Genomic DNA, 16897 nt, shown 5'->3' with positions numbered 1-16897 from the left:
GGCTAGCTCCCGCCCGGGGCGGGCCGGTAACGCAGCCGTCCCGGTTCCGGCGCGGGCCGGCCCCGGCGGTAGGGTTGATGCCATGACCGAACAACTCGCCGTCGCCGTCCTGGGCGCGAACGGGCGCATGGGCGCCGAGGCCGTCAAAGCTGTGGAAGCCGCCGAAGACCTGAAGCTCGTCGCGGCCCTGGGCCGCAATGATTCCCTCGACACCCTGGTGGACTCCGGCGCCCGCATTGTGGTGGACCTGACCGTGCCGGAAAGCACCGAGGCTAACGTCCGCTTCGCCGTCGAACACGGCCTGCACGCCGTCGTCGGCACCACCGGCTGGGACGCCGAGCGGCTGGCCCGGCTCGAGGCGCTCCTGGCCGCCAATGCCGGCGTCGGCGTCCTCATCGCCCCGAACTTCGCCCTCGGCTCGGTCCTGGCCTCCGCCTTTGCCGCGAAAGCCTCCCGCTACTTCGAGTCGGTCGAAATCATTGAGCTGCACCACCCGGACAAGGTAGACGCGCCCTCCGGGACCGCGGTGCGGACCGCCGCGCTGATCGCCGCGGAACGCGCCGGCGCCGGCGTCGCCGCCAGCCCGGACGCCACCACCAGCGAGCGCCCAGGGGCGCGCGGCTGCGACGTCGACGGCGTCCGCGTCCACAGCGTCCGGCTGCGCGGCCTCGTCGCGCACCAGGAGGTCCTCCTCGGCGGGCCGGGGGAGCAGCTGACGTTCCGCCACGACTCCTTCGACCGGGCCTCCTTTATGCCCGGAGTGCTGCTGGGCGTGCGCAACGTCGCGGCGCACCCGGGGCTCACCGTGGGCCTGGACGGCTACCTGGACCTGGGCCTCTGATGGCCAACGTCCTCTCGGCATTCAAGGCCAACCGCACCAAGATCTGGGTGGGCGCGGTGACGCTCCTGCTGGTGTTCTACCTGGTGGTGTCCCTGCAGCGGTCCCTGCTGTTGCTCTCCGATCCCAACCTGGTGGCGAAAGCCCTAGGACTGGCCTACTTGGTGCTGCCGGTGATCGGAGCCTGGGCCCTGGTGCGGGAACTGCTGTTCGGCGCCCGGACCGAGCGGCTGGCCAGGATACTCGAGGCCGAAGGCGGACTGCCGGAGGACACCCTGCCGCGCACCCCGGCCGGCCGGATTGTCCGCGAGGCCGCCGACCTGGAGTTTGAGAAGTACCGGGCGGAGGCCGAAGCCGCGCCCGGGGACTGGCGCTCCTGGTTCAGGCTCAGCTGTGCCTACGACGCCGCCGGGGACCGCAAACGCGCCCGCGCGACCATGCGCGACGCCGTCCGGCTCTTCCGGGACGGTTCCCCGGCGGCCGGCGCCTAGCGGGGTTGGGCGCCCCGGCCGCGGCCGACTCGGTTAAGGCCCAGCTGGCCGCGGCCGGCCTGGTTGGCGGTATGCCCCAGCCATTCCAGCGGCCCGCGCCAGGACAGCGCCGCGAAGGCGCCGCCCAGGACCAGCACCGCCAGGGCCTGCGCCCAGTACACCCCTTCGACGGTCCAGCCGGCGGGCAGGGGATGGTTGTACAGGGAGGCCATCACGCACAGGTGCGCCGTGTAGAGGCTCAGCGTCAGCGCGCCCGCACCGCGCAGGGGCAGCAGCAGGTCCAGCTGGATCCAGTCGGCGAGCCGCCCCAGCAGCAGGAACACTCCCACCACCGCCGCGGCCACCCCGGAAGTGTGCAGCAGGTCCAGCGTGGTGCCCGAATGCGGGGCGCTGGACGCCAGCCACCAGGCGGACCCGGACTGCTCGATGCCCGCGAGGTTGACCTGCAGCAGGCTCGCCAGCGGATACGCCGGATCAACCAGCGACTCCTGCAGTGCCGCCCGGCCGCCCCAGTCCTCCATCAGCACGACGCTTAGCCACTTGGCAAGCACCGCGGTGATGGTCCCCGCGGCCAGCAGGAGCGCCGGAACCGCCGCCGTCGTGAGGGCCAGCCGGCCGATCGCCAGGCCGATCAGGAGGTAGGCGAGCCACTGCAGGACGGGGTAGTAGCCGGTCAGTAACAGATCCCCGAGCAACCGGGCCGGAGTGGCCAGGTCCTCCCAACCGGGGTTGTGGCCCAGTTGCAGGGGCGGGTCGGCGGCCAGCAGCCACGGCCGCAGCAGGTAGGCCAGGAGCGGGCTGGCCAGCACCCACGCCGCGGCCAGGGCCCAGAGCCGCCGCGGACGCAGCCCGACAAAGGGCAGCACGCAGAGAAACAGCAGCGCATAGTGGACCAGGATGACCGCGATGTTGATGTCCAGCCCGCCGAGCGAGAGCCCGACCGCGCCCACCACCAGCGCCCGCAGGGCGATGCCGCGGCGGGCCGCCCACAACTGCGGGCCTTCGAGGGGACGCTCCTTCCCGGTGGACAGCGCCAGGCCAATCCCCGCGAGTACGGCAAAGAGCGCCGCCGCACGCCCGGAGAAGGTCAAGCCGATCCAAGTGGGGGTGAGCTCCGCGTCGGATTCGAACGTGGGCAGCACATGGGTTGCCATCATGCCCAGCAGCGCGAGGCCCCGGGCGGCGTCGATGCCCGCCAGCCGGGCTGCGGCGGCCTTGCCCCGGGCGGTCCCGGAGCGTGGAGCCGTTCCGCGCGAGGTCATCTGTCGATCGTCTCATGCCCGGCCCGCCGGCACCGCCGGGCCCGCCGACGACGACGGGCGGCGCCACGGGCGGCGGCTGGCGCACGCTACCTGGCGCGCGCTACCGCCGCCGCGCGGCGGCTCCGAACCAGGCGGGCAGGTGGCGGAGCAGCTCGTCCTGGTCCTCGCCGATCCAGGTGACGTGGCCGTCCGGCCGGAGCAGGACCGCGGGCGCGTCCAGTTCCGCGCTGACGTCCGCGACGTAGTCGATCCGGTCCGCCCATTCCGCCACCGAGAGTCCGCCGGTCTGGTCCAGGAGCAGCCCCCGGCCTTCGCGGGTGAGTTCGTAGAGCCGGCCGCGCCGTAGCGGGATGTCGCGCAGGCGCCTGCCGAGCAGGCCCGGGCCGGCCCCGAAGTCGTAGCGGACCCCGATCCCGGTGATCTTCTCGGCCACCAGGCGCCGGACGTCCTCGAAGTCCATCAGCTCGGTCAGCAGCCGGCGCACTGCCCGCGGGCCCGGCTCCTGGGAGAGCAGTTCGCTCTGGACGCGGGTGAGGGACAGTACATCGTCAGCGACCGGGCGGCGCTCGGCGCCGTAGCTCCCCAGCAGCCCGTCGGGTGCCCACCCGTTGACCTCGGCGGCGAGTTTCCAGCCGAGGTTAAAGGCGTCCTGGATGCCAAGGTTCAATCCTTGGCCGCCGAGCGGCGGATGGACGTGCGCGGCGTCGCCCGCAATCAGCACCCGGCCCCGCCGGTAGTCGTCGGCAAGCCGGGTGGCGTCGCTGAAGCGGGAGAGCCAGCGCGGGGAGTGGGCGCCGAAGTCCGTGCCCGCATACGCCCGCAGCTGGGTGCGCAACTCCGCCAGGGTCGGCGGTACTGAGCGGTCCTCGGCCACGGTCGCCGCGGGGACGACGGCACGCTGCAGGCCGTTCCCGGCCGGGCCGACGCCGAACCCCTTGTGGGTCTTGCGGACCTCCTCGACGACCTGCGCGAGTTCCTCCGGCGGCGCGGTCACCTCCACCTCGCCGAGGATCCACTCGGTCCTGGCCGGCTCGCCCGGGAACCCGATGCCGAGCAGCCGGCGCACCAGGCTGCGTCCGCCGTCGCAGCCGACCAGCCAGCGCGTCCGCAGCCGGGTGCCGTCGGCGAGGTCGACGTCCACCCCGTCCGCGTCCTGCGCGAAGCCCGCTACCTCGCAGCCGCGGCGGACCTGGGCGCCGAGTTCGACAGCGCGCTCGGCGAGCAGGCGGTCGGTGACCGGCTGGGGCAGGCCGAGGACGTAGCCGTGCGCGGTGTCCAGGTCCGCCGGCGGGGGTGTATCGATGCCCGCGAGGCGGCCGCCGGCGCCGGGATACTGCTTCCCGTGGGCGAGGAACCTCTCCAGCAGCCCCCGCTGGTCCATGATTTCGATGCTCCGCGGGTGCAGGCCGAGCGAGCGGACTTGTTGGCCCGGCTCAGCATCCCGCTCCAGCACGAGCACCTCCACATTGTGCAGCCGCAGCTCGCTGGCCAGCATCATCCCCGTCGGACCGCCGCCGCTGATGATCACGTCGTACATACGCCCATCCCTCATCCCTGAAACCACTCCTGTTCCTGCGGCTCCGAATCGCTGGCCGCCCGAGCGGGCGCCGTCCGGTGTCAGCCGTCACGGCGCTCTGGCCCGGCCAACCATTGTCGCCGCCGGCAGGGGCCTTGCGGCAAGCCCCCTGCCGGGCCGTATCCTGAAAGTGGCAGGAGCACCCCACGCCCGGCCAAGCCCCCACACGCACAGGAGACGGCAAGCTCACCGGGCGCTGTCGAAGAATCCTTGTATTCGAATATATGTTCGAATACTATGGCGGTATGAACCACACACCAGAGCCTTCACCCCGCTCCGCCAAGGAACACGGCTCCGCCAAGGCACACAGCTCCGCCGAGGCACACAGTCCCGCGAAGGCGGACGGCGTGCTCAAGGCGATGAGCCCCGGCGTCGTTGATTTCCTGTTCCGACGGCTGGTCGCGGGGGAGTCGGCGGAAGACGTCCAATGGCACCGGGAAGGCACGGTCCTGTCCGCCCAGGCGCCCGGCGCTGAACTGGCCCGCCGGCTCGCGGAGACGGACCTCGAGGCGCTCACCCCCACTGAATTGTTCCACTACGTGCGCGCCGCGCAGCGGCTCTCGGCCTGGGCAGAAGGCCTGCGCGAGGAGGCCGTCAGCCGCTACTGCGCCGTTCCGCCGTCGCATCCCGGTCCGCCGGCAGCCACAGCGCGGGAGGGCCGAATTTGACGCGCATCACGCCGCCGCCATTGTCCTAACAAGCCGGGGACAGGGTAACGTTTTTCCTATGGCCGACTCTGACATTCGCTCTTACACGTTTGGAACCCTCGTGACCGCCATGGTCACCCCGTTCACCAACGACGGTGAGGTCGACTATCAGCAGTCCGCGGAACTGGCCAACAAGCTCGTCGACGACGGCAACGACGCCCTCGTAATCTCCGGCACCACGGGCGAGACCTCCACGCTGGAAGACGACGAAAAAGAGAAGCTTTTCCGGGTCATCGTCGACGCCGTCGGGGACCGGGCCAAGGTCATCGCCGGCACCGGTACCAACCACACCACGCACTCGATCGAGATGGCCAAGCGCGCCGCCAAGGCAGGCGCCCACGGCCAGCTGATTGTCACCCCGTACTACAACAAGCCGAGCCAGGCCGGGATCCAGGCCCACATCGAGGCCGTCGCCGACGCCGCGGACCTCCCCGTGATGGTCTATGACATCCCGGGCCGCGCCGGTGTGCCGATCCTCCCGGAAACCATGATCCGGCTCGCGGACCACCCCCGCGTTGTCGCCCTCAAGGATGCCAAGGCCGACTTTGCCGCCGTCACCCGCGTGATGGCGAACACCGATCTGGACGTCTACTCCGGCGACGACGGCCTGACCCTGCCGTGGATGGCCGCCGGCGCCGTCGGGCTCGTCAGCGTCTCGGCGCACGTGGCCACCCAGCAGTACCGTGCGATGATCGACGCCGCACTTGCAGGCGATTTTGCCACCGCCCGCACCATACATTTCGAACTGGACCCCGTGGTCCGTGCAGTGATGACCCACATCCAGGGTGCTGTTGCTGCGAAGCAAGTTCTTAAGTGGCAGGGAGTCCTGCCCAACTCGGTTGTCCGTTTGCCCCTCGTGGAGCCGGGCGAAGCCGAGATCGAAACGATCCGCGAGGACTTGGCGGAAGCGGGACTCGTCTACTCCTGATCCGGCAGCCATGCCTGGTCAGGAACCGACACCTCCTGCTCCGCCTGGAAAGTAGTGCACTATGACCCAAACCGCCCTTCCCGGCCTTGTCACGCCGCCGAAACTGCCCAAGAACACCCTGCGGATCGTGCCGCTCGGCGGCCTCGGGGAGATCGGCCGCAACATGACCGTCTTCGAAATCGACGGCAAGCTGCTCATCGTCGACTGCGGCGTCCTCTTCCCCGAGGAGACGCAGCCCGGCGTCGACCTGATCCTCCCCGATTTCTCCTACATCGAGAACCGTGTTGACGACATCCTCGCCGTTATCCTCACGCACGGCCACGAGGACCACATCGGAGCGGTTCCGTACCTGCTGCGCCTGCGCAACGACATCCCCATCGTCGGCTCCCAGCTGACGCTGGCCCTGATCGAAGCGAAGCTCCAGGAGCACCGGATCAAGCCGAACACCACAATCGTGAGCGAGGGCCAGGTCCAGACGTTCGGCCCCTTCGAATGCGAATTCGTGGCCGTCAACCACTCGATCCCGGACGCCCTCGCCGTGTTCCTGCGCACCGCCGGCGGCACCGTGCTGCACACCGGTGACTTCAAGATGGACCAGCTTCCGCTCGACGGCCGGATCACCGACCTGCGCCACTTCGCCAAGCTCGGCGAAGAAGGCGTGGACCTGTTCATGTCCGACTCCACGAACGCCGACGTCCCCGGGTTCACCACCGCGGAAAAGGAGATCGGCCCCACCCTGGACCGGCTCTTCGGCCAGGCCTCCAAGCGCATCATCGTGGCCTCCTTCTCCTCGCACGTGCACCGCGTCCAGCAGGTCCTCGACGCCGCCGCAAACCACAACCGCAAGGTGGCCTTCGTGGGCCGGTCCATGGTCCGCAACATGGCCATCGCCGCGAAACTCGGCTACCTCGAGGTCCCGGCCGGCATCCTGGTCGACATCAAGAACATCGACAACCTGCCGGACAACCGTGTGGTCCTGATGTCCACCGGCTCCCAGGGCGAACCGATGGCAGCGCTGTCCCGGATGGCGAACGGCGACCACCGCGTCGTCGTCGGCCAGGGCGACACCGTGATCCTGGCCTCCAGCCTTATCCCGGGCAACGAGAACGCCGTCTTCCGCATCATCAACGGCCTGCTCAAGCTCGGTGCGGACGTCATCCACAAGGGCAACGCCAAGGTCCACGTCTCCGGCCACGCCGCCGCGGGCGAGCTCCTCTACTGCTACAACATCCTCGAGCCGCTCAACGCGATGCCGGTGCACGGCGAGACCCGCCACCTGATCGCCAACGGCAAGATCGCCCTGGAATCGGGCGTGCCCGAGGAGAGCATCCTGCTGGCGGACAACGGCACGGTCATCGACCTCCGCGACCACCAGGCCGACGTCGTCGGCCAGGTCGAGGTCGGGTTCGTCTACGTGGACGGCTCCAGCGTCGGCGAAGTCACCGAAGCTGACCTCAAGGACCGCCAGACCCTGGGCGATGAAGGGTTCATCTCCATCATCACGGTCATCCACCGGGCCACCGGCAAGGTTGTCTCCGGGCCGGAAATCCACGCCCGCGGCGTGGCCGAGGACGACTCGGTCTTCGACGAGATCATCCCCAAGATCAACGCCGCCCTCGAGGAAGCCGTCCAGAACCGCGACCACACCTCGCACCAGCTCCAGCAGGTCGTCCGCCGCGTCGTCGGCACCTGGGTCAACCGCAAGCTCCGCCGCAAGCCGATGATCATCCCGGTGGTCCTGGAAGCCTAGGCACCCCGCCCGGGCACCAGCCCCGGCAAGATCCACCGCCCGAACCGGCCTTCCCCGCCGGCCCCGCCTTCCGCGGAGCCGCCGGGGGAGGCCGTTTCCGTTGTGGGCCCCGGCCCCGTGGCCGGGATCCGAGCGGGTCGGGGGTTCAACATGATCCCGCCCGCCCCGGAAATCCGCGGTTTTCCGCCCGGTGTCCGGTACCGTTGCGGGTATGGCGACACGCACCTCCTCCGCGCCTAGAGGCAACTCAAGCGGCAGCTCAAAGGGCAACACCGGCAGTTCTTCCGTCCGGAGCTCGGGCGCAGCTGCGTCCAAGACCAGCCGCACGCAGGGGAGCGCGCGCACCCGGCAGATGGCCGCCGTCGAACCGCGGCAGCCCTGGCTGGTGCGGGTGGTGGCCGGGGCCTGGCTGGGGATTGGCCATGTGGTGGGTGCCGGCGTCCGCCGGATCGGCCACGATGTCAGCGACCTCGACCCGGCGGAGCGCCGCGACGGCGCCGCGCTGTTCAACCTCGCCCTCGGCGCGTTCATCGCCACCTTCGCCTGGTGGGGCTTCAAGGGCTGGTTCCCCGACGCCGTCTTCGGCATCGTCAACGGCACCTTCGGCTGGATGTCCCTGCTGCTGCCGCTGATGCTGTTCGTCTGCGCCTTCCGGCTCTTCCGCCAGCCCGTGGACGGCCGCGGCAACAACCGGATCGGCATCGGCTTCCTCATCATGACCTTTGCCGGCTGCGGCCTGGCGCACGTCATCGGCGGCCAGCCGACCGTCGCCGACGGCTTCGACGGCCTGCGCCGGGCCGGCGGCATGCTCGGCTACCTCGCCGCCGCGCCGCTGGCCACCATCCACGCCGCGGTGCCGCTGGCCCTCTACGGCCTGCTCGCCTTCACCTCGCTGCTGATCGTCACAGCCACCCCCTTCGGGGCCATCCCCTCCCGCATCCGCGGCGCCTACGAGCACCTGATGGGCATTGACCTGCAGGACCACGACGAGGACCACGACGCCCACGACCGCAGCTACCTGTACGAAAACGACAGCCCGGCGCCCAAAAAGAAGCGCAAGCGCCTTTTCGGCAAAGACCACGACGACGACGACGCCCGGCTGGAAGGCTACGTCGGGGACGAAGCGTTCGAACACGCCGTCGTCGACGGCGACGACGAAACAGCAGCCGGTGCCGGGAGCGGCGCCAAGGGTAAGGGCGCCAAAGCCGTGGCGCCCGGCGTGCGGCGGCCCACCCAGGCCGAGATCGCCGTCGAGAAGATCAAGGCAGCCCAGGGACTCGGCAGCGCAGCAGACACCGCGGCCGGTGCCGTGGGGGAGAACGCCACCGAGGCGATCCCGCTCGTCACCCCGGGCATGGTTGCCGCCGGCTCCCTGAACCCCGGCGCCGCCGCCCCCAAGGTGCCCGCCAACCCCGTCGCACCCGCCCCGCTGCCCACCCCGATCCCGCAGCGCACCGAACAGCTCTCGCTCGCCGGCGACGTTACCTACACGCTGCCGGCCTCGGACATGCTGACCCCCGGCTCCATCCCCAAGGAGCGCACCGAGGCCAACGACGCGATCGTGGCCTCGCTGACCGAGACGCTGACCCAGTTCAACGTGGACGCCCAGGTCACCGGCTTCAGCCGCGGCCCCACCGTCACCCGGTACGAGATCGAACTGTCCCCGGGCACCAAGGTGGAGCGTGTCACCGCGCTGTCCAAGAACATCTCCTACGCCGTCGCCAGCTCCGACGTCCGGATCCTCAGCCCCATCCCGGGCAAGTCCGCCATCGGCATCGAAATCCCGAACACGGACCGCGAGACGGTGTCCCTCGGCGACGTGCTCCGCAGCCAGAACGCCCGCCGCACCGACCACCCCATGGTCATGGGCGTCGGCAAGGACGTCGAGGGCGGCTACGTCGTGGCCAACCTCGCCAAGATGCCGCACCTGCTCGTGGCCGGCGCCACCGGCGCGGGCAAGTCCTCGTTCGTGAACTCGATGATCACTTCCATCCTGATGCGCGCCACCCCGGACGAGGTCCGCATGGTGATGGTGGACCCCAAACGGGTGGAGCTGACCGCCTACGAGGGCGTCCCGCACCTCATTACCCCGATCATCACCAACCCCAAGAAAGCCGCCGAGGCACTCCAATGGGTGGTCCGCGAAATGGACGCCCGCTACGACGACCTCGCGAACTACGGGTTCAAGCACATCGACGACTTCAACAAGGCAGTCCGGGCCGGCAAGGTCCACCCGCCGGAGGGCTCCAAGCGCGTCATCCGCCCGTACCCGTACCTGCTGGTGATCGTGGACGAACTCGCCGACCTGATGATGGTGGCCCCGCGCGACGTCGAAGACTCCATTGTTCGCATCACCCAGCTGGCCCGCGCCGCCGGCATCCACCTGGTGCTCGCCACCCAGCGGCCCTCCGTCGACGTCGTCACCGGCCTGATTAAGGCCAACGTCCCGTCCCGGATGGCCTTCGCGACTTCCTCGGTCACCGACTCCCGTGTGGTCCTGGACCAGCCGGGCGCGGAGAAACTCATCGGCCAGGGCGACGCGCTCTTCCTGCCGATGGGCGCCTCCAAGGCGATGCGTGTGCAGGGCGCCTGGGTCACCGAATCCGAGATCCACAAGGTGGTCGAGCACGTCAAGGGCCAGCTCAAGGCCGTCTACCGCGACGACGTCGCCCCCGAGGCGGAAAAGAAGCAGATCGACGACGACATCGGGGACGACCTCGAGGTGCTGCTGCAGGCCACCGAGCTGGTCGTCACCACCCAGTTCGGCTCCACGTCGATGCTGCAGCGCAAGCTGCGCGTCGGGTTCGCCAAGGCCGGCCGCCTGATGGACCTGCTCGAGTCCAGGGGAGTGGTGGGTCCCTCGGAAGGGTCCAAGGCCCGCGACGTCCTGGTCAAGCCGGACGACCTGGCCGCGGTCCTGGCCGCCATGAAGGGCCAGAACGGGCCGGTCGCCGCGGATTCCCAGACCGCCGCGCTGAGCGAGAACGCCCACGCCAACATCGCCCAGGGCGGCTACGCCGAGGACCTGGTCGCCGCCGACCTGGACAACCGCACCCAGGCGATCGACTATCACGACGGCGGCTCCGAGGACGAGGATGGCTCCGAGGACGCCTGGTCGCTCACCGGACGGTAACCGGCGGAGACGGTAGCCTAGGAAGGTGACTAGCGCCGAAACCAACGCCGGGTCCGCCCCGCGGATCTGGAACCTGCCCAACATCCTGACGATGCTGCGGATCGCGCTGGTGCCCTTTTTCGTCTGGTTCCTCGTCGCCGATGCCCCTGGCCTCGCCGCCCAAAACGGACCGTGGCGCTGGGCCGCCGTCGTCGCCTTCGCGGTGGCGATTTACACCGACAAGCTCGACGGCGACATCGCCCGCAGCCGCGGCCTCGTCACCGACTTCGGCAAGATCGCCGACCCGATCGCGGACAAGCTGCTGATCGGCTCGGCCCTGGTGATGCTCTCGCTGCTCGGCGAACTGCCGTGGTGGGTCACCGTCCTGATCCTGGTCCGCGAATGGGGCGTCACGGCGCTGCGGTTCTTCGTTATCCGCTACGGCGTCATCCCCGCCTCCCGCGGCGGAAAGCTCAAGACCGTGGTCCAGACCGCGGCGATCTTCCTCTACGTCATGCCGCTGGCCTCGATCGCGCCGTGGCTTGGATTCGTGGCCTTCGCGGTCATGATGGCGGCCCTGGCGATCACGGTCTGGACCGGTGGCGAATATGTCGTAGAGGCCCTGAAGCTGCGTGCCAGCGGCATCCGGGCCCGGAAACAGCAGGTCCAGGAGGGAGCGCCGTGAGCACTCCGCAGCCCGGCCCCCAACCGGGGCTCCACCCCAACCTCCACCGCCTCGCCGGGCAGGCCGTGGCCGGCGCCATCGAGCGCGGGCTGACCGTGGCCACGGCGGAGTCCCTCACCGCCGGCATGGTGGCCGCCGTGCTGGCCGACACGCCCGGCGCGTCCGCCATGTTGCAGGGCGGCGTCGTCGCCTACGCGAACTCGGTCAAGGCGGACGTCCTCGGGGTATCCCGCGAGGTCCTGGCGGTCGCCGGCTCGGTGGACGGGCAGGTCGCCGCCGCGATGGCCTCGGGCGCGCGCGCCGCCTGCGGCGCCGACGTCGGGGTGTCAACCACCGGGGTCGCCGGCCCGGAGCCGCACGACGGCAAGGACGTGGGGACCGTCTACATCGGCCTCGCCACCGCTGAGGGCGCGACGTCGTTCGCGTACCGCTTCGAAGGATCCCGCCAGGAGATCCGGGCGCTGGCCTGCGGCGCCGCCCTGGAGCGCCTGCTTGAAGCCCTGTCCCCGGAAGGCTACCGCGGGTAAAGTTGCCGGGAACAAAAGTTGATTCCGAATAGTTGTTACATTGTGTCGCCCCGGAATAAGGGTGGCGCCTAGGATGAAGTCATTACAACGTTCGCCCTCAAAAGCGAACCGAACATACGAGGGAGCAAGGCGATACAGATGGTAAAGCAGCCCGTATCCGTAAACGGCGTTGTCCGCTGGAAGGATGTGGGCCTCGCCGATCAGGCAAAGAGCGAACAGAAGGAGCGCAAGATGGTTGTACTTCGTCACGAAATCGGTGATGTCCTGCGCGATGTCCGCCAACGCCAAGGCCGTACCCTCCGCGAAGTCTCGCACAGTGCCCGTGTATCCCTGGGCTACCTGAGTGAAGTGGAACGCGGCCAGAAGGAAGCCTCCTCGGAGTTGCTCTCCTCGATCTGCTCGGCCCTCGACGTTCCGCTCTCCAGCATGCTCCGCGAGGTCAGCGACCGCGTTGCCGTGGCCGAGGGCGTCGCGGTACCGGACACCGTGCCGCAGGAATTCTCCCAGCGCTACGGCCGTGACCTTGACCGTGAGCTCAACACCGAGCTGAACGACGAGCTGGCCACCGGCCTGCTCTCCGGGGCGCACTAAGCCCCACTCCACTACTTTCAAAGGGAAGGTCCCCGGCGGTGCGCCGGGGACCTTTTCCGTGTCCGGGACGGGTGCCGAAGGGGCCCGCCGGGACGGGATCTAGAGGTCTTCGTCCCGCGGGAAGCCGTCGCGTTCGTAGCTGGCGTTGAGTTTGGCCATATAGCCGGCAAAGGCTTCAAGTTCGCCGGTGGGCCACTCCGCCAGCCGCTCGCGGAAGACCTCGCGCCGGGCATCCTGGACCAGGTGCATCTTCTCCTCGCCCTTGGCGGTCAGGCTGATGGCCTGGGCTCGGCCGTCCAGCGGGTCTGCCTGCTTCGAGACGAGCCCGAGGCCTTCCAGGAACGCGACCTGGCGGCTCACCGAGGGCTTGCCGACGCCGATGCAGGAGGCCAGCTCGGTCAGCCGGATGGGACCCTTGGTCCGCAGCACCGACAGCAGGCCGTAGGCGGCCGGCTCCATCTCCGGATGGACCTGCCGGGAGAGCCGCTGAGACATGGACCGGGCACGCCGCCAGAGCAGGCTCAGCTGGTGTTCGACGGCGGCCAGCGCCTCCTCCGGGGAAGCGTCGCCGGTCCCGGAAATGTGCGCCGGATCCGGGGCGGCTTCGCGTGGGGTGCTCATAGCAACCATTCTAGGGTCCGCGCCCGTGAGAGACTTTATTGGTGAGAATCAGCGACTTCTGGCGGCTTATGGACGACGAGTTCGGGGCGGGATATTCCCGTGTCCTCAGCAGCTCCCTGGTACTGGCCGGCGTCGGCGGCCGCACCGCGGACCAGGCCCTCAGTGCCGGGGTGCCGCCCAGGCAGGTCTGGCTGGCGGTCTGCGACGTGCAGGACGTTCCCGCCGAGCGCCGGCTCGGCCGCGACGTCAAGCCCCGCGGGTAGGGCCCGGCGGCCGCCGGTCCGTCCGGGTCCGGCCCTGACACGCCGCCGGATTGTTCGAATATCTGTTCGGGTCCGGCTATGCTTTTTTCAGAGCGTTTTCCACATACGCGACGGCGGCGGCAACTTTGTCAGTGGCTGCCACTAGCGTCAGTGATGACATAACAACGGCCACGACGGCCACTCCCAGCGAGAAAGTATCAGAGGTGTGAATCATGGCCGCAGCCCCGGATCGCCAGAAGGCGCTCGACGCAGCGCTTGCCCAGATTGACAAGCAGTTCGGCAAAGGCTCCGTTATGCGCCTGGGCGATGAAGTCCGTGCGCCCATCGAGGTCATCCCGACCGGCTCCATCGCGCTGGACGTGGCGCTCGGCATTGGCGGCCTGCCCCGCGGCCGTATTGTCGAAATTTACGGGCCGGAATCCTCCGGTAAGACCACGGTCGCGCTGCACGCCGTCGCCAACGCCCAGCGCCAGGGCGGCATCGCCGCGTTCATCGACGCCGAACACGCCCTGGACCCCGAATACGCCGCCAAGCTCGGCGTCGACACCGACGCGCTGCTGGTCTCCCAGCCGGACACCGGCGAGCAGGCGCTCGAAATCATGGACATGCTGATCGGCTCCGGCTCGCTGGACGTCATCGTCATCGACTCCGTCGCCGCCCTCGTGCCCCGCGCCGAAATCGAAGGCGACATGGGCGACAGCCACGTGGGCCTGCAGGCACGGCTGATGAGCCAGGCCCTGCGTAAGATCACCGGCCGGCTGAGCCAGACCAAGACCACTGCCATCTTCATCAACCAGCTGCGCGAGAAGATCGGCGTGTTCTTCGGCTCCCCGGAAACCACCACCGGTGGCAAGGCGCTGAAGTTCTACGCCTCGGTCCGCATCGACGTCCGCCGCATCCAGACCCTCAAGGAGGGCGCGGACTCCGTGGGCAACCGCACCAAGGCCAAGATCGTCAAGAACAAGATGGCCCCGCCCTTCAAGATCGCCGAATTCGACATCATCTACGGCCAGGGCATCTCCCGCGAGGGCGGCATCATCGACATGGGCGTCGAACACGGCCTGATCAAGAAGTCCGGCTCCTGGTTCACCTACGACGGGGACCAGCTGGGCCAGGGCATGGAGAACTCCCGCCGTTTCCTGCGCGACAACCCGGAGCTCGCCGCCGAACTCGAGCGCCTGATCAAGGAAAAGCTCGGCGTTGGCGTCAAGGCCGCCGACGCGGAGGAGTCACCGAAGCTGAAGGCCGTTGACGGCTTCTAACCGCCGGGCCTCGGCCGCACGACGCCGCCAGGGGTCAGGGTTCCCTTCCCGGAATCCTGGCACCGGCGTCGTTGACGGCACCGAAGGCCCCGGAACCTCGGGCCCGACGGCTCCGCGGGCCCGGCCGGCGCCGGAGCAGGACGCCGACGCGGATCCCGCCGCGGTAGCCCGCGCCGTGGTGCTACGGCAGCTGACCAACTCGCCCAAGAGCCGGCTGCAGCTCTCCCGCAAACTGGCTGAGCGCAACATCCCGGAAGACGTCACCGAGGCCGTCCTCGACCGCTTCGAAGAAGTCCGCCTGATCGACGACGCCGAGTTCGCCGACATGTGGGTCCGCAGCCGGGCTCAGACGCGCAAGCTTGCCAAGGGTGCCCTGCGCCGGGAGCTGGCCGAGAAAGGCATCGACCAGGAGACCGCCGCCGGCGCCCTCGAACAGCTCAGCGACGAGGACGAAGAAGCGGCGGCCCGGGACCTGGTGGAGCGCAAGCTGCGGAACGCCCGCGGCCTGGAAGACCGTGCGGAGCGGGACAAAATCGTCCGCCGGCTCGCATCGATGCTCGCGCGCAAGGGCTACCAGCCGTCCCAGGCGTTCCGGATCGTCGGGGAGGCCGTGGACGCGTCGCTCGCCGAAGCTGCCGACGGCGCCTGACGCGGCCGGCCGGCACGGCGGCCCCCGGCAGCATGGCCCGAAAAACCGGCCGCACCGAACCGGTACCCTTAACAGGTGAGTTTGACCATTCCTACCCCAGCCCCCGGCGGTACCCCCTCCCCGGATGAGAAGCCCGCCGACCGCACCTACCAGGTGCGGACCTTCGGCTGCCAGATGAACGTCCACGATTCCGAGCGGATGTCTGGCATGCTCGAAGCCGCCGGCTACGTGCGCTCCGAGGGCGAGCTGGCCGACGTCGTCGTCTTCAACACCTGCGCGGTGCGGGAAAACGCCGACAATAAGCTCTACGGCAACCTCGGCATTCTCCGCCCGGTGAAGGAAGCCAACCCGGGCATGCAGATCGCCGTCGGCGGCTGCCTCGCACAGAAGGACCGCGAGACCATCCTCAAGAAGGCGCCCTGGGTCGACGCGGTCTTCGGAACCCACAACGTCGGCGCGCTGCCCGCCCTGCTCGAACGCGCCCGCCACAACAACGAGGCGCAGCTGGAAATCCTCGAGTCCCTCGACGTGTTCCCCTCCACGCTGCCCACCAAACGCGACTCCGTCTACGCGGGCTGGGTCTCCATCTCGGTCGGCTGCAACAACACCTGCACCTTCTGCATCGTTCCGGCGCTGCGCGGCAAGGAAAAGGACCGCCGGCCCGGCGACATCCTCGCCGAAATCCAGGCCCTCGTCGACGACGGCGCCATCGAAGTCACGCTGCTGGGCCAGAACGTCAACTCCTACGGCGTCGAGTTCGGCGACCGGCAGGCGTTCTCCAAGCTGCTGCGTGCCTGCGGCGAGATCCCCGGCCTGGAACGCGTCCGGTTCACCAGCCCGCACCCGGCAGCGTTCACCGACGACGTCATCGACGCCATGGCCGAGACCCCCAACGTCATGCCGCAGCTGCACATGCCGCTGCAGTCCGGCTCGGACAAGGTGCTCCGGGAGATGAAACGGTCCTACCGGTCCGCCAAGTTCCTCGGCATCCTGGACAAGGTCCGGGAGAAGATCCCGCACGCCGCCATCTCCACCGACATCATCGTCGGCTTCCCCGGCGAAACCGAGGAGGACTTCCAGGCCACCCTCGACGTCGTGGAGAAATCCCGCTTCGCCACCGCCTTCACCTTCCAGTACTCCAAGCGGCCCGGCACACCGGCCGCCGAGCTCCCGGACCAGCTGCCCAAGGCCGTGGTGCAGGAACGCTTCGAACGGCTCACCGCGCTGCAGGACCGGATCGCCTCCGAGGAGAACGCCCGCCAGCTCGGCCGCCGCGTGGAGGTTATGGTGACCGCCCAGTCGGGCCGCAAAGCCGGGGAAACCCACCGCCTCTCCGGCCGTGCGCAGGACCAGCGGCTGGTGCACTTCTCCGTGCCCGCCGGCGCTGAAACGCCCCGCCCCGGGGACCTCGTCACCGTGACCATTACCGAGGCCGCGGCGTTCCACCTCGTCGCGGACCCGGCGTCGGCCGAGGACTACAGCCTGCGCCGCTCCCGCGCCGGCGACGCCTGGGACCGGTCCCAGGCCGATTCCTGCGGCGCCCCGGCCCCGGGCGGAGCCAGAGCCGGAGCCAACGGCGGCACGACCGGTGTGTCGCTGGGCATGCCGAGCCTGCCGCTGCGCACCCGCTAGTTC

The 16897-nt window shown here is 69.4% G+C and carries 16 protein-coding genes; 13 read left to right on the top strand and 3 right to left on the bottom strand.

The features are described from left to right. Positions 1-82 precede the first annotated feature (82 nt). Together dapB and AC6I9V_RS02575 are read left to right on the top strand one after the other, a co-directional pair. Positions 83-841, top strand: a complete 759-nt coding sequence (gene dapB, locus AC6I9V_RS02580; RefSeq protein ID WP_497898224.1) for a 4-hydroxy-tetrahydrodipicolinate reductase — start codon at positions 83-85, stop codon at positions 839-841. Continuing rightward, positions 841-1329 (top strand): hypothetical protein, encoded by a 489-nt coding sequence (locus tag AC6I9V_RS02575; protein ID WP_497898223.1) that lies wholly within the window; start codon positions 841-843, stop codon positions 1327-1329. The genes dapB and AC6I9V_RS02575 overlap by 1 nt, the downstream gene beginning before the upstream one ends. On the opposite strand, the gene AC6I9V_RS02570 is transcribed toward AC6I9V_RS02575, so the two are convergent. Beyond that, complete coding sequence (locus AC6I9V_RS02570) at positions 1326-2591, bottom strand: heparan-alpha-glucosaminide N-acetyltransferase domain-containing protein (RefSeq protein ID WP_497898222.1); 1266 nt, start codon at positions 2589-2591, stop codon at positions 1326-1328. The genes AC6I9V_RS02575 and AC6I9V_RS02570 overlap by 4 nt on opposite strands. 100 nt (positions 2592-2691) lie before the next feature. Next, on the bottom strand, positions 2692-4128 hold the full coding sequence (gene rox / locus AC6I9V_RS02565) for a rifampin monooxygenase (RefSeq protein WP_497898221.1): 1437 nt from the start codon (positions 4126-4128) through the stop codon (positions 2692-2694). 284 nt (positions 4129-4412) lie between these two features. On the opposite strand from rox, the gene AC6I9V_RS02560 reads away from it, so the two are divergent. The 7 genes from AC6I9V_RS02560 to AC6I9V_RS02530 all read left to right on the top strand — a co-directional run bounded on the left by AC6I9V_RS02560 (position 4413) and on the right by AC6I9V_RS02530 (position 12467). Continuing rightward, on the top strand, positions 4413-4835 hold the full coding sequence (locus AC6I9V_RS02560; RefSeq protein WP_497898220.1) for a hypothetical protein: 423 nt from the start codon (positions 4413-4415) through the stop codon (positions 4833-4835). 58 nt (positions 4836-4893) lie between these two features. Continuing rightward, on the top strand, positions 4894-5802 hold the full coding sequence (gene dapA, locus AC6I9V_RS02555; RefSeq protein ID WP_497898219.1) for a 4-hydroxy-tetrahydrodipicolinate synthase: 909 nt from the start codon (positions 4894-4896) through the stop codon (positions 5800-5802). A 61-nt stretch (positions 5803-5863) separates the two neighbouring features. Next, positions 5864-7552 (top strand): ribonuclease J, encoded by a 1689-nt coding sequence (locus tag AC6I9V_RS02550; RefSeq protein WP_497898218.1) that lies wholly within the window; start codon positions 5864-5866, stop codon positions 7550-7552. A gap of 211 nt (positions 7553-7763) precedes the next feature. Continuing rightward, the gene (locus AC6I9V_RS02545) at positions 7764-10685 is read left to right on the top strand and encodes an FtsK/SpoIIIE family DNA translocase (RefSeq protein WP_497898217.1); all 2922 of its coding nucleotides are present in this window, start codon (positions 7764-7766) and stop codon (positions 10683-10685) included. A gap of 25 nt (positions 10686-10710) precedes the next feature. Beyond that, on the top strand, positions 10711-11349 hold the full coding sequence (gene pgsA, locus AC6I9V_RS02540; RefSeq protein WP_349413884.1) for a CDP-diacylglycerol--glycerol-3-phosphate 3-phosphatidyltransferase: 639 nt from the start codon (positions 10711-10713) through the stop codon (positions 11347-11349). Further along, positions 11346-11876, top strand: coding sequence for a CinA family protein (locus AC6I9V_RS02535; RefSeq protein ID WP_497898216.1), 531 nt, complete (start codon positions 11346-11348; stop codon positions 11874-11876). Before pgsA ends, AC6I9V_RS02535 begins: the two co-directional genes overlap by 4 nt. A gap of 138 nt (positions 11877-12014) precedes the next feature. Then, positions 12015-12467, top strand: coding sequence for a helix-turn-helix domain-containing protein (locus AC6I9V_RS02530; protein ID WP_497898215.1), 453 nt, complete (start codon positions 12015-12017; stop codon positions 12465-12467). A 99-nt stretch (positions 12468-12566) separates the two neighbouring features. Here AC6I9V_RS02530 and AC6I9V_RS02525 read toward each other — a convergent pair whose 3' ends face one another. Further along, complete coding sequence (locus AC6I9V_RS02525) at positions 12567-13088, bottom strand: MarR family winged helix-turn-helix transcriptional regulator (RefSeq protein ID WP_497898214.1); 522 nt, start codon at positions 13086-13088, stop codon at positions 12567-12569. A gap of 41 nt (positions 13089-13129) precedes the next feature. On the opposite strand from AC6I9V_RS02525, the gene AC6I9V_RS02520 reads away from it, so the two are divergent. The 4 genes from AC6I9V_RS02520 (at position 13130) to miaB (ending at position 16894) form a co-directional block, all read left to right on the top strand. Next, on the top strand, positions 13130-13351 hold the full coding sequence (locus AC6I9V_RS02520; protein ID WP_497898213.1) for a DUF3046 domain-containing protein: 222 nt from the start codon (positions 13130-13132) through the stop codon (positions 13349-13351). A 212-nt stretch (positions 13352-13563) separates the two neighbouring features. Further along, positions 13564-14613 (top strand): recombinase RecA, encoded by a 1050-nt coding sequence (recA, locus tag AC6I9V_RS02515; RefSeq protein WP_146337953.1) that lies wholly within the window; start codon positions 13564-13566, stop codon positions 14611-14613. A gap of 175 nt (positions 14614-14788) precedes the next feature. Continuing rightward, entirely contained in the window at positions 14789-15262 is a 474-nt protein-coding gene (locus AC6I9V_RS02510) for a regulatory protein RecX (protein WP_497900238.1), read from the top strand. A 75-nt stretch (positions 15263-15337) separates the two neighbouring features. Then, entirely contained in the window at positions 15338-16894 is a 1557-nt protein-coding gene (miaB, locus tag AC6I9V_RS02505; protein WP_497898212.1) for a tRNA (N6-isopentenyl adenosine(37)-C2)-methylthiotransferase MiaB, read from the top strand. Positions 16895-16897 lie beyond the last annotated feature (3 nt).

This window comes from Arthrobacter sp. SlRoot2-15 (assembly GCF_059739345.1).
This window is presented reverse-complemented; position numbering and strand designations above follow the sequence as displayed.